Source organism: Streptomyces sclerotialus (assembly GCF_040907265.1).
Taxonomy (GTDB): Bacteria; Actinomycetota; Actinomycetes; order Streptomycetales; family Streptomycetaceae; genus Streptomyces; species Streptomyces sclerotialus.
In genome coordinates this window covers 177,194-189,336 of record NZ_JBFOHP010000002.1, presented here as the reverse complement: position 1 = coordinate 189,336, position 12,143 = coordinate 177,194, and the positions used below count along the sequence as shown (strand labels likewise).

Here is a 12,143-nt window from a genome sequence, read left to right as displayed (position 1 = left end):
GGTTGCTGACGTCACTGCTGGTCATCGGTCTCCTCCAGTACGGGTCGGGTGGGGTGCGGACAGGGCTCTAAGGTCGCGGTCCAGCCGCCGTCGAGGACATAGGAGGCGCCGTTGATCGAGTCGGTGCCGGGGCCGCACAGGAAGCCCACGACACCAGCGACTTCCTCGGGGTCGATCAGCCGCTTCACGGGTGTGCGGGCCAGCAGCACATCGCGTACCACTTCGTCCTCGGGCACCCCGTGGCGCACTGCCTGATCGGCGATCTGGCCTTCGACCAGGGGGGTACGCACGTACCCCGGCGCGACGGTGTTGCTGGTGACCCCCCGCTCGGCCCCCTCGACCGCGAGGACTTTCGACAGACCCTCAAGGCCGTGCTTGGCGCTTACGTACGCCGACTTGAAGGCGGACGCGCGATGGCCATGAGCGGACGTCACGTGCACCAGCCGGCCCCAGTGCCGCTCATACATCCCCGGCAAGACGGCGCGTGCGAGCAGGAACGGAGCGTGCAGCATGAGCCGGTGGATCAGCTCGAACCGCGCGGGTTCGAACTCCTCCACCGGAGCAACGTGCTGAATGCCCGCACAGTTGACCAGGATGTCGACAGCACGGTCCCGCAGGCCGAGTTCCTCGATCGCCGCGGGATCGCTGAGGTCGACGGCATGCGCTTCCCCGCCGACCTCTTCGGCGACGCGCTCGGCTCCCGCCCGGTCGAGGTCCAGGGCAATGACGCGGGCTCCGTCAGCGGCCAGCCGCCCGGCGATGGCGCGTCCGACGCCGCTGGCCGCGCCCGTGACAACGGCGACGCGGCCCTTGAGTTCCGGGGTGTTCTGAAGTGGTCCCATGGCCGAGAGCGTAGGGGGAACGTACGGCGCTGACTGTGTGCCCGAGACCATATTCAAGCGTCATTGCATGGGTTCGATCCCACCCTCGCGCAGGGCGTGCAGGCGCAGCGCTATCTGCACCTCCACTCTGCGTTCGGGGTTGCGCCAGGTGGCGCCGAGCAGCCGGCCGACCCGGTCGAGCCGCTGGCCGATGGTGTTGGGGTGGACGTGCATCCGGGTCGCCGTCTCGGCCAGAGAACCCCCGGTTGCGAACCAGTGCTGCAGGGTCTCGATCAGCTCCGTGCCGCGCTTGGCCTCGTGCTCCAGCAACGGTCCCAGCGTCCGGGTGAGGAACTCCTCCAGCTCAGATCCGCCGTTGTGCCCCAGCAGCAGGCGGGTGAGGCCGAGATCGGGGGCGGCACAGACCTCACCGTGACGGCCGAGGGCGACCAACGCTTTTAGCGTCTGGTCGGCCTCCCGCCAGCCCTTCGAGACCCCCTCCGCGCCGCGACCGCACACAGCGAGCCCGACCGTGGCGCCTGGCAGGCGCCGGGTGACGAGCCGGCCGAGATCGCCGGGTGCGAGCGGGGCCAGAACGATGACGCAGTCCCGGTACCACGCTCGGCCTCGGCCGCGAGGGTTGCCGCCCGGCGCGCACGGTGGCCAGGGTCCGCCTCATCGGCCGGCCGGGCGATCGCGATGGCGAGCCGCGCGTCGAGGTCGACGCCCTGGCGGCGCGCCAGGTCGCGCAGCCGCGCCGGGTCGAGGCGCTCCCGCGCCAGCAGGTCGGTGAGCAGCTCGCCACGGGCCCGGCCGACGGCCTCCAACTCAGTGCGCCGCAGCAGCAGCACGATGGCCGCCACCTCCGCGCCCCGCTCCAGCGTGCGCTGCTCCGCCACCGTCAGGTCGTGCCCGCGCATCGCCACGAGGGTGCCAAGATGCTCGCCGGCCGCAGCGGCTCGGGCGGCCCAGGTGCCCTCGGTGACCCGCACACAGCCGGCGGCATTGCGCGCCAGGGCCGTCGCGGTGCGTACGTCCGCGGCCGCGGAGCGCGCTGTCGGGGCGAGCAGTTGGTCGGCCTCGCCGTACACCTCGACGTCGGCGCCCAGCGTCGTCGCCAGCACCGCGGCGAGCTTCTCCAGGGCGCCGCCCTCGGTCAGGACGTGGGTCAGCCGGTCGTGCGCGGCAGCGGCCCTGGCGATCTCATCGTTTTGTGCCTGCAGCCGCTCGTTGGCGGTGTCCAGCGCGGCCAGCGCCTCGCGGGCCTCGCCGAAGAGCCGCGCGCTCTCCAGCGCCACCGCCGCGTGGGCGGCGAACGCGCCGAGCAGCGCCACTTCGCGCGGCGGGAAGGGACGTACGCGGCGGTGCACCGCAAGCAGGGCGCCGATCACCCGCCCGGCGCCGATGAGCGGGACGCCCAGGATGGCCTGAATCTGCTCGGCGGCCACCGCCTCGTCGATGTCGCCCTGGTGCAAAAAGCGGGCGTCCGCCTGGTAGTCGTCGGTGAAGTACGGTGCCCCGTCCTGGGCCACCAGCCCGAGCAGGCCGGTGCCGAGCGGTAGTCGCAAGCGCCGGAATTCCGGCGTCAGGGCACCGTCGGTGACCTTCATATACGACGCCCCGTGTTCCTCGTCGTTGAGCGAGAGGTAGGTCATGTCGGCACCGAGCAGCCGCCGGGCTCGTTGCACGATCGCCGTAAGGATCCGGTCGAGGTCGCGGATCTCGTTGAGGTCGATGGCGGTCTGGTTCAGCGCCGACAGCTCCGACTCCCGGCTGGCCTGGTGGGCCATCTGCTCGCGCACGCGCAGTGCCAGCGAGTGCTGGCGGCGCAGCTTGGCCAGCTCCCCCTCGCCCAGACCGGCCGCCAACGCCTCGGCCGTGCCGGCCTCGAGGAGGGCGTCGAAGTCCGCCCGGTCGGCACTGGCGAGCAGCATCTCGAAGAGGCGCTCAGCGGTGTCCACGACAGGTCATTCTGTCAGTTCCGGGGCAGTGCCGGGGTTCTGCCAGCCCTGGGCGCCCACCGTCAGGCGCCCCGGCTGAGGGTGTCGGCCGCAGGATGGCGGCCACGGCGTTCAGCGCCGAAGGAGCGTCGGTTGTCGCCGCAGCACCTCGTCGTTCCCGGCGGCGATGCCCCGCATCGTACGGCGCAGGAACCGGGCCGGGTCAGCCGCGGGCCGGGCCGGCCATCCGCGTAGAGAGCACGTGGGCCTCCCGCATCAGCAGGGCGCCCAACTCGGCCTGTCGCGGCGGGGCCAGCCGCTGCTCGATGCCGGTGATGCTCAGCGCCCAACGCGGCTCGCCCTGGCGGTTGAATACGGCCGCGCCGATCCCCCAGCTGCCGGGGACGATCAACCCGGGGTTGACGGCGAAGCCGCGTCGGCGGGTCTCCTCGACGCGCGCTTCGAGCTCGGCCGCCGAGTGCCCGTCAGGCAGCGGCGTGGAGGCCGGCAGCGAGCGCAGGTAGGCGGAGCGGTCCCCTTCGGGGAGGAACGCAAGGATCGCCAGTCCGGCGGACGCGACGCCGAGGGGGAACCGGATGCCCTCGTGGAGCACGTGGGACCGGATAGGGAAGCTGCCGTCCTCGCGCAGCAGGCACACCGTCTCCTCGCCGCGTCGTACGGAGAAGAAGGCGCTCTCCTGCGTCTCGTCGGCGAGACGCAGGACCGAGCTGCGTGCGACGGGCGCGATGTCGTGGCGAGCGGTCGCCGCGGCGCCCAGCAGGAAACACTCAGGCCCTAGATGCCAGGCAGCGGTGGCGCCGTCGCGCTCGACCATCCCCTCGGCCTCCAGAGCGGTCAGCAGCCGATGAACAGTGGGCCGCGGCAGGTCAACCAAGGCGGCCAGGCCGGTCGTAGTCGAGCCGGCCGGTTCCCGGCCCGCGAGGGCGCGCAAGACGGCGCCGATGCGGCGCGTGACGCTGGGTCCCTCCGGCATGGTGACAGCGTAGCGTGCTGCGTTCATTCAATGGACGCGTGCCGTCCCGCTGCGCTCAGGCAGTGAGCAATAAGGCCAGGATGCACGCTCACTCATTGACCACCCCTCCGGCATGGCAGTGGACTGGACGGCATGGACAAGGTGATCCACTCTGCTGCCGCGGCCGTGGCCGATATTCCGGACGGCGCCACACTGACCGTCGGCGGATTCGGCCTGTGCGGCATCCCCTCCGTACTCATCCAGGCACTCCACGATGCCGGTCCCACCGATCTCGAAGTGGTCTCCAACAACGCCGGCGTCGACGACTGGGGACTGGGCCTGCTGCTCTCCGCCGGGCGACTGCGGCGCGTGGTGGCCTCCTACGTCGGGGAGAACAAGGAGTTCGCCCGCCAGTACCTCGCCGGCGAACTCGAGGTCGAACTCACCCCGCAGGGCACGCTTGCCGAGCGGATGCGCGCCGGCGGCTCCGGGATCGCCGCGTTCTACACCCGCACCGGTGTCGGCACGCACGTCGCGGACGGCGGCCTTCCCTGGCGTTACAACGACGCCGGGAACATCGTCAAGATGTCACCCCAGAAACCGGCGATGACCTTCAAAACCAGGGACGGCGAGCAGGACTTCGTACTGGAGGAGGCCATCACGGCCGACTTCGGCCTGGTTCGTGCTTGGAAGGGCGACCGCCACGGCAACCTCGTCTTCAAGGATGCTGCGCGCAACTTCAACCCGCTCGCCGCGATGGCGGGACGAATCACGATCGCCGAGGTCGAGCGTCTGGTCGAACCCGGCGAGATCCTGCCGAACGACGTTCACCTGCCCGGCGTCTACGTCCACCGCGTCCTCCCGCTCACCCCGGAACAGGCCGCCGACAAGCGGATCGAGAAACGGACCGTACGCGCCCCGCTCGCGCTGCCGGGGCCTGACACGGCGGGCTTCGATGACAAACTCTGGCTGCCGCCCGCCGGCCCAGGATCGTCTTCCTCGGCCACACGAACGGCATTGCTTCCGCTGACCGGTCGGCCCCAAGAGGGGGCGGCATCAATCCTCAGCACCGGTTCGCGATCGCAGCGCGCGCCCCGCGCCATAGCGCCTACCAAAAGCAACAAGGGAGATCTCTGATGGCTTGGACCCGTGAGCAGATGGCCGCCCGGGCCGCGACGGAGCTCACCGACGGCGACTACGTCAACCTCGGCATCGGGCTGCCCACCCTCGTCCCCAACTATGTGCCCGACGACGTCGAGCTTGTGCTGCAAAGCGAGAACGGCATCCTCGGCACTGGTGCATACCCCGCCGAGGACGACATCGACCCCGATCTGATCAACGCGGGCAAGGAGACCGTGACTGTCCGCCAGGGCGCCAGCTTCTTCGACTCCGCAACCAGCTTCGGAATGATCCGCGCAGGCAAGATTCACGCCGCCATCCTCGGCGCCATGCAGGTCTCGGCTCGCGGCGACATCGCAAATTGGATGATCCCCGGCAAGATGGTAAAGGGCATGGGCGGCGCGATGGACCTGGTCCATGGTGCGAAAAAGGTCGTCGTCCTCATGGAACACGTCGCCCGCGACGGCAGTTACAAGATCGTAGAAGAGTGCTCACTGCCCTACACCGGCCGCGGAGTCGTCCAGCGCATCATCACCGACCTCTGCGTACTCGACATCACCCCATACGGTCTACGTCTTATCGAACTCGCTCCTGGCGTCACCGAAGACGAAGTTCGAGCCAAGACCGAACCCCCGATCCGATAAACACCCGCGTCCCGCAGTGCATCCGGTCATTGCGACGGCACCCTTCCTGCGAGTGCAGGCCGAGGGGGGAGCTACGCCGGTGGCCCGTCTCCGCGTGAGCTCCTGGAGCAGATCCTTCTTGGTATGCCGGCCGCAGTACTGGGGGGCGACCAACCCGTCACGAGCACCTGGCGCCCTGAGTTGACTACGTGGAGGCGGCCCGTGGGCAGTCGGGGTTGCAAAGCATGATCACGCCGGTGAGACGGAATATCGGCGGCACGGTCCTTGTTGGTCGCGATCGTTGATCAACATGAAAGAGGACCCAATGCCTGCGATCCTTCGGCCCCGTGCGCTGCGCCCCGGCGACCTGGTGGTCGTCACGGCGCCCTCGGGCCAGCTCGAGCCGGGTGAGGAACCGCTGCTTGCCCGCGGTGTGGCGATACTCGAGCGGATGGGCTTTCGGGTACAGGTCAGCGCGATGGTCAACCCGGCGCGGAACCGCTGGTGGGCATCGGGCACACCGCAGGAGCAGGCCGACGAACTCAATGCGCTGCTCCGGGACCCGGAGGTGCGGGCCATCGTCGCGCATACCGGTGGACAGGCGACCATCGGCTATCTCGATCTGATCGATTTGGACGCGATCCGGGCCGACCCAAAGCCGATCATCGGCTACAGCGATATCTCGCTGCTGCATATGGCGTTGTACGCCCGAACCGGCCTCGTCGGCTTCCATGCCGACATCGCCACCCACGGTTTCGGTGGCGATTGGTACACGCTGGGCGACGAGACTCGGCGCGCCGAACTCGTCGACCTCTACACCCGGGTGCTCACCAGGGCCGGGGCGCCGGGTGAGCTGCCGGCGAAGGAGGCCTGGGAGACGTGGCGATCGGGCAGCGCGCAGGGACCACTGTTCGGCGGTCTGCTGAACCGCCTGATCCTGCTGCAGGCGACACCATTCGCGCCAGCTACCGAGCAATTCGAAGGCGCCGTACTGTTCTGGGAGGAACTGCAGCGGCCGGTCTCGCGGATCTGGAATGACCTGCACACCTTGCGGCTGGCCGGTGTGCTGGACCGGATCGTCGGCATGGTGGTGGGCATCCCGACCGAGGTCACGCCTCACGAGAGCAGAGGACAGCGCGCAGATCTACGCGACGTGGTACTCGATGTGCTGGGCCGACGTGACATCCCGGTTCTCGCACAGGTCGACTTCGGTCATACCTCGCCGAACCTGCCGCTGCCCATTGGCGTCCGCGCACACGTGGACGCGGACAACCAGACGCTGTCCCTGATTGAGCCAGTGGTAGCGGAAGGCTGAGTCCTGGCGGATGGTGGCGCAGGCTTGGAGGGATGCGACCCGTCGTGCTCCGCTTTTCCCGCCGCACCGTCAGGCCCGACGCACTGGCTCTCCCAATCCTCCTAAAGATCGCCGGGCCATACAACCCCTAACAAAGCCGTTGGACGTAGCGGTGGGTGATCACGTAGACGGCGAGTCCGAGGAATGCTTCGGGGATGTCGTCGAGTGGTTCCCAACGAATGCGCAGGCGGCGGAAGCCGTGGAGTCAGGCGATCGTGCGTTCGATGACGTAGCGGAAGGTACCCAGGCCGGTGCCGTGCGGCTCGCCCCGCCGTGCGATCACGGGCCGGATGCCGCGCTGACAGAGCCGGCGGCGGTAGATGTCGTGGTCGTAGCCGCGGTCGGCCAGCAGAGCATCCGGTCGCCGACGCGGCCTGCCGACCCGGCCCGCGACGGACGGGATCTTGTCGAGCAGGGGCAGCAGCTGGGTGACGTCGTTGCGGCTGCCGCCCGGTCAGCGACACCGCGCTCTTGAAGGCGCCGCGGGCGGTCGTCGCCTCGCGCAGCGCGTCCGCGAGGCCCGCCTTCGCCATGGCGTACTGGGCGAGCCGGTCCATCCAAGCTGCGACCAGGGCCAGTGCGGTGCCTGCACGGTGCTCGTCGACGGCCGCAGGGCCGTCTCGTGCCTGGTCCTCGCGGTGGCCTGCCCGGGTGCCGGGGGCGTCACTGCTGCCCGTTGATAAGCCCGAAAACCTTTTCGTAGTCCCCGCGCCGCTCGGCGTAGCGCTGGAGTTTGACCTGGTCAACAAGGATCTCGTGGGCTTCGGGCTGGCTCTCAAGTAGCGCGATGACGTTGTCTGCGAAGTCATCGAGCGGTATTGCGCGCGGGTTGCGGGCGGTGTCGGCGAGGCCCGTGCGGACCACTGGCGGCACCAGCTCGATGACCTGGACGGATGTGTCGGCGTACTGGACGCGGATTGCCTCGGAGAGGGCGTGGATCGCGGCCTTGGTCGCGGAGTATGTGGCTGTGCGGGCCAGGGGGACGGAGGCGAGGCCGGAGGAGACGTTGATGATGGTTGCGGCGGGGCGGCTTTGAAGCTGTTCGGTGAAGGCGGCGATCAGCCGGATGGGGCCGAGAAGATTGACGTTGACCGTGTCCTCGGCAACGGAGAGGAAGTCCTTGGCCGTGTGCCAATCCTCGGCAACCATGATTCCCGCCATGTTGATGAGGGTGTCAAGGTCCGGATACTCGGCGATCACCTGAGTGGCGGCCCGGGTGATGCTCTTCGGGTCTGCGGTATCGATGTGGACGGCGCCGAATCCCTCTCCCCGTAGCTCCTCCAGGAGTTCGGTGCGACGTCCACCGATGACGACCGTGTTCCCGCGGTCCTTGAAGCGCCGGGCCAGGGCGAGCCCGATACCGCTGGTGGCGCCGGGGATGAAGAGGGTGTTTCCAGTGATGTGCATGGTGTCCTTCAGCTCTGTGCGACGGTGAGGAGCCGCTCGTAGCCCATGTGGTGCATGGCCCGGCGGATGTGGGAGGCGCTGAGTTCGTTGATGTCGTCCACGCTGAAGCGGGTGAAGTCCACCACGGTGCGGAACGGACGTGTCCCGTAGGGCAGGGCGAGGACGCGAGTGATCTCGTCTGCGACCGCTACCGGGTCGGGGTCGACGCCCTCGGGGAACAGGCTGTTGGTCGCCTGCAGATTCCGTGCGACGAACGGTTCCAGTTCGGCGTAACCCTCGGTCACTGCCGCATCGCTGGCGCGGCTGGCGTTCGGGAAGTGGTTGGTACCGCGGGTGAACGGGCCGGGCATCACGATGACGGACTCGATGCCGAGCGGGGCGACTTCGTAACGGGTGGCCTGCGCCATCACGTCGAAGGCGGCCTTGGATGCGACGTAGGGGCCGAGGAAGGGGGGCACGTCGAGTACGGAGGTGCTGCCGACGTAGAGAAGGGTCCCGGACCGTCGCGCGCGGAAGTGCGGAAGGACCGCCCGGTTGACGCGCTGCGCGCCCAGTACGTTGACGTCGAAGAGGTGGGCGATGTCCTCGGCGGTGAACGCCTCGACGTATCCGGTGGCGAGGTGGCCGGCGTTCTGGACGACGACGTTTAGGTCTCCGGTTTCCTCAAGGATGGTATCGACCGCCTGCTGAGCGGAGTCTTCGGACTGGACGTCGAGGACGATCGGGCGCAGGTCGATGCGTTCGTCCGTGGCGAGCCTGCGCAGTTCCTCGGCTCGATCTGAGGCCGTGTCCCTCATGCTCGCGTAGACGCGGTGTCCGGCGCGGGCCAGTGCCCGCGCGGTGAGGTTGCCTATGCCTGTTCCTGCACCGGTGATCAGGACGGTGGACATGTTTTCCTGCTTTCTCTGTGATTCTCAGCGGGGTGACGGCGTGAGGAGGGGGTCGTTTTCCAAGGCGGCTATCAGTCCGGGGCGGCTGGGAGCCCAGCCGAGCGTCTCGCGCGTGCTGCGGCTGGAAACCGGGTTGTCCATGCTCACGAAGGGGGCGAGGAAGCCGAAACGCGTCGCAGCCTCTTCGGCGGTGACCGCCGCGGTGGGCACGCCGAGCCGATGCCCGATGGTCTCGGCGATGTCGCGCAGTGCAATGCCCGCCTCCGCGACGGCGTGGATGCGCGATCCGGCCGTGGCTGACTCAAGAGCAAGGCGGTAGGCGCGGCTGGCGTCTTCCAGTGCGGTGGCGCCCCATCGGTTGCCCCCATCACCCAGGTATCCGGCGCTGCCGGCGGCCCGTGCGGTCTCGATGAGCCCGGAGACGAAGCCGTACCTGCCGTTGCCGTGCACGGCGGGAGGCAGGCGCACCACGGACGCACGCACGTCCTGTTCAGCCAGGGCGAGGACTACGTTTTCCGCGTCGATGCGGAGCCCGCCAGCCAGCGAGGTGTCCTCCGTGAGGACGCCGCGGAAGCCTGCCAAGGCAATGCCGCCGGTCGCGTTCGTCCCCACGAAGGGTTTACCCGATCCGGCGAGTGCCGCGCCCATCACCTGCACGGCGGCGAGATCGGCACTCACCGCTCCTTCGAGGTCACCACCGCTCTGACGCTGGTGGTCGAAGGCGAGATGGACGACGCCGTCGGCCTTCGCTGCCGCGGCCGCAAGGCCATCAAGGTCTGAGAGATCACCCCGGAGCACCTCGGCGCCCAAACTCTCGACCTTCACCGCACCCTGATCGGAACGGACGAGGCCGACGACAGAGTGACCCGCGCCGTTCAACTCCGGGATAAGGGCGGAGGCGATGTGCCCGGACGCGCCGGTGAGGAAAACACGCATGGTCAAGCTCCTCCTGGGGCTCCATGTGCCGCAAGCCCCGCTATTTCAGTGCCTGCAATCACCATAGGGTGTGACTTCAGTCAGTGCAATCGCTATCTTGGGGGCATGCCGCGATGGGAGCCGAATGCCGTAGGACGCCTGCACGATGCAGCCCTCGACCTCTTCACAGAGCAGGGCTACGACCAGACGACGGTCGCGCAGATCGCTGCACGCGCCGGCCTGAGCGAGCGCACCTTCTTCAACCACTTCTCCAGCAAGCGCGAAGTCCTCTTCGGCCGCACCTCCGAAACCCAGAAGCAGGTCCTGGCCCGTGAAATCCACGCCAGCCCCGCCGACCTGCGGCCCATCGACATGGTTGTGCGGGCCCTGCGTGCCGCCGCCGACGAGGTGCTGGAGGAATTCCGCGAGCCGGCCGCGCCCAGGCGGACGATCATCGAGGCCACCCCCGAGCTCCAGGAGCGGGAAGAAGCCAAACGCGCGGCCCTTACCGCCGCCATGGCCCAAGCCCTTCGTGACCGCGGCCTCGACGCGGACACCGCGCTCCTGGCGGCAGGGGCCGGCATGCTCATTCAGCAGGTGGCTGAGCAGCGCTGGATTCAGCCCGGAGAGAGGCGGCCGCTGCGCGGCCTGATCGATGAAGCGCTCTCATCGCTCCGTTCCGTCACAGACAGGGGCGCCGCGTGACGGTGCAGACGGCTGCTTGCGCCGCGGTCGGGCAAGGCCGTTGTCCAGGGGGGCTGTCCCGCTAGCAGAACGGCCGGGGCGGCACATCGGTTGCGGAGACTGTCAGTTCGCGGGGGCACCCTTCAGCCGCCGGGGGGCCGGAGAACGTGGTCGCAGCCACCGGCCCGGCGTAGATCACGAACAACGGCAGAATCCGTCCTGGTATCACTTTCTTGCGAGCCGAGGGCTCCGCAGCCGGAACCCAGGGAGCGCATTTGGCAGACGCCCGAGGCAGGGCGAGAGAACGCTGCCGGTGGTGCTGCCGTTGCCTGTGCGGCTCAGGGTGAACCCAGAACGTGCATGAAGTGGTCCGCGAGAGCCTTGGTGTCGATGTCGCTCACGTCGTGCCCGGACAGAACCAAAAAGAAGGGCGGCCCGATCAAAAGCGCGGCCGCCTGCTGCGTGGACAGAGCCGTGTCGCCGGCAGCGCGCGCCGCGTCGTCGTCCATATGCCGGTCCCTGCTGATAAACGAGAGGGCTCGCGCGCCATGGGGCTGGCCAGTTCGTCGATTGCGGCGTCCCGTCCGGTGCAGTGCGGGGCCACGAGCGTGCGCGCCATCCTCAGCGAGTCATCCGGGATTTCGCGGACGCGTCTACGGTCGACCGAGGAGTGTACGCGCGAGCATTGCTTCAAGTGGGTCGGCGTAGTCGTCCTCGGTGATGTGCCCCCAGGTCGCGTCGTGCAGGGCGGAGCCTTCTCGAGCCCGTACCAGCACGGGAATTGTGTAGGCGGATGCGGAGGCGACGAGGCCCTCGATCTCGTGCTCGCCCGCTCCGTCGCCGACGGGTACTTCGACGACGCGCTCGGGATGATGGGGCGTAAAGGTGTCCAGCAGCGGGTGGCGACTGCTGAGGGTGAAGGTTCGCCAGCAGCGGGCCGTGGACGGGTTTCCCCCGGCTTCCGCGTTTCGTGCGGTCACGGAGGCGTTGGATCGCGGCGAAGAAGAGCGGTGCGGTCGTCGCGGTGGGGGCCGGCCGATGGAACGCAGCCGTCTCCAGTTCGAAGGCCGTGCCGACGGGTTCACTGAGCGCTGCCAGGATCTCCCAGCGCGCTGCGAAGGTGAGCTGGTCGCTGGGCGCGTCAAGCTCAGCGCGGACGCGGGCGAGTTCGGCATCGAAGCCGGGCTCCCCAGGGACGCCCCCCCGTACGCGGTAGCCGTCCGACAGCATCAGCCGCCGAAGCGCCACGGAAGCCGCCGACGCGGCGGCAGCAGACCACCGAACAACCACCACCCGGCGGGCTCCATGCGGGCGAACCCTGGCGGGAACGGGATGAGCCCGTCGTATGTCCGCCCGCGATGTTCTTCAGCCGGTAGCCTCTACCACAGGCGCCAGCACGGCGGCCGCCCCCGCCAAG

12 protein-coding genes and 3 pseudogenes are annotated in these 12,143 nt (G+C 68.9%); 5 read left to right on the top strand and 10 right to left on the bottom strand.

Features of this window, described 5'->3' with window-relative positions; translation table 11 throughout:
* Positions 1-11: 11 nt before the first annotated feature.
* The 4 genes from AAC944_RS00985 to AAC944_RS00970 all read right to left on the bottom strand — a co-directional run bounded on the left by AAC944_RS00985 (position 12) and on the right by AAC944_RS00970 (position 3,755).
* On the bottom strand, positions 12-842 hold the full coding sequence (locus tag AAC944_RS00985; protein WP_051871384.1) for a 3-hydroxybutyrate dehydrogenase: 831 nt from the start codon (positions 840-842) through the stop codon (positions 12-14).
* 60 nt (positions 843-902) lie between these two features.
* Positions 903-1,274, bottom strand: a complete 372-nt coding sequence (locus AAC944_RS00980; RefSeq protein WP_051871342.1) for a PucR family transcriptional regulator — start codon at positions 1,272-1,274, stop codon at positions 903-905.
* Between the two features lie 5 nt (positions 1,275-1,279).
* Entirely contained in the window at positions 1,280-2,782 is a 1,503-nt protein-coding gene (locus AAC944_RS00975) for a GAF domain-containing protein (protein WP_051871343.1), read from the bottom strand.
* A gap of 202 nt (positions 2,783-2,984) precedes the next feature.
* Entirely contained in the window at positions 2,985-3,755 is a 771-nt protein-coding gene (locus tag AAC944_RS00970; protein ID WP_030608007.1) for an IclR family transcriptional regulator, read from the bottom strand.
* A gap of 132 nt (positions 3,756-3,887) precedes the next feature.
* Between AAC944_RS00970 and AAC944_RS00965 the strand changes: the two are divergent.
* The 3 genes and pseudogenes from AAC944_RS00965 to AAC944_RS00955 all read left to right on the top strand — a co-directional run.
* Positions 3,888-4,649 (top strand): annotated as a pseudogene (locus AAC944_RS00965) (CoA transferase subunit A); the annotation flags it as partial.
* A 221-nt stretch (positions 4,650-4,870) separates the two neighbouring features.
* The gene (locus AAC944_RS00960) at positions 4,871-5,497 is read left to right on the top strand and encodes a 3-oxoacid CoA-transferase subunit B (protein WP_030608011.1); all 627 of its coding nucleotides are present in this window, start codon (positions 4,871-4,873) and stop codon (positions 5,495-5,497) included.
* Between the two features lie 304 nt (positions 5,498-5,801).
* Complete coding sequence (locus AAC944_RS00955; RefSeq protein ID WP_030608013.1) at positions 5,802-6,791, top strand: S66 peptidase family protein; 990 nt, start codon at positions 5,802-5,804, stop codon at positions 6,789-6,791.
* 127 nt (positions 6,792-6,918) lie between these two features.
* Here the strand turns inward: AAC944_RS00955 and AAC944_RS00950 are convergent.
* A pseudogene (locus AAC944_RS00950) lies at positions 6,919-7,281 on the bottom strand (transposase); the annotation flags it as partial.
* 112 nt (positions 7,282-7,393) lie between these two features.
* Here AAC944_RS00950 and AAC944_RS00945 point away from each other — a divergent pair.
* Positions 7,394-7,483: pseudogene (locus tag AAC944_RS00945) on the top strand ((2Fe-2S)-binding protein); the annotation flags it as partial.
* Between the two features lie 10 nt (positions 7,484-7,493).
* On the opposite strand, the gene AAC944_RS00940 reads toward AAC944_RS00945, so the two are convergent.
* Genes AAC944_RS00940 through AAC944_RS00930 form a run of 3 tightly spaced genes read right to left on the bottom strand, consistent with a single transcriptional unit; the run spans position 7,494 to position 10,063 of the window.
* Positions 7,494-8,237 carry an SDR family oxidoreductase gene (locus tag AAC944_RS00940; RefSeq protein ID WP_030608017.1) on the bottom strand — a complete coding sequence of 248 codons (744 nt, stop codon included), beginning with the start codon at positions 8,235-8,237 and terminating at the stop codon, positions 7,494-7,496.
* Positions 8,238-8,245: 8 nt separating this feature from the next.
* Positions 8,246-9,127 carry an SDR family oxidoreductase gene (locus AAC944_RS00935; RefSeq protein WP_030608020.1) on the bottom strand — a complete coding sequence of 294 codons (882 nt, stop codon included), beginning with the start codon at positions 9,125-9,127 and terminating at the stop codon, positions 8,246-8,248.
* Positions 9,128-9,151: 24 nt separating this feature from the next.
* Entirely contained in the window at positions 9,152-10,063 is a 912-nt protein-coding gene (locus tag AAC944_RS00930) for an SDR family oxidoreductase (protein WP_030608023.1), read from the bottom strand.
* Between the two features lie 105 nt (positions 10,064-10,168).
* On the opposite strand from AAC944_RS00930, the gene AAC944_RS00925 reads away from it, so the two are divergent.
* Positions 10,169-10,747: a TetR/AcrR family transcriptional regulator gene (locus tag AAC944_RS00925; RefSeq protein ID WP_030608027.1), complete on the top strand. Its 579-nt coding sequence runs from the start codon at positions 10,169-10,171 to the stop codon at positions 10,745-10,747.
* 317 nt (positions 10,748-11,064) lie between these two features.
* Here the strand turns inward: AAC944_RS00925 and AAC944_RS00920 are convergent, their stop codons facing one another.
* Together AAC944_RS00920 and AAC944_RS00915 are read right to left on the bottom strand one after the other, a co-directional pair.
* Positions 11,065-11,235, bottom strand: coding sequence for a hypothetical protein (locus AAC944_RS00920; RefSeq protein ID WP_196942728.1), 171 nt, complete (start codon positions 11,233-11,235; stop codon positions 11,065-11,067).
* 144 nt (positions 11,236-11,379) lie between these two features.
* Complete coding sequence (locus AAC944_RS00915) at positions 11,380-11,706, bottom strand: hypothetical protein (protein ID WP_196942730.1); 327 nt, start codon at positions 11,704-11,706, stop codon at positions 11,380-11,382.
* Positions 11,707-12,143: the final 437 nt, after the last annotated feature.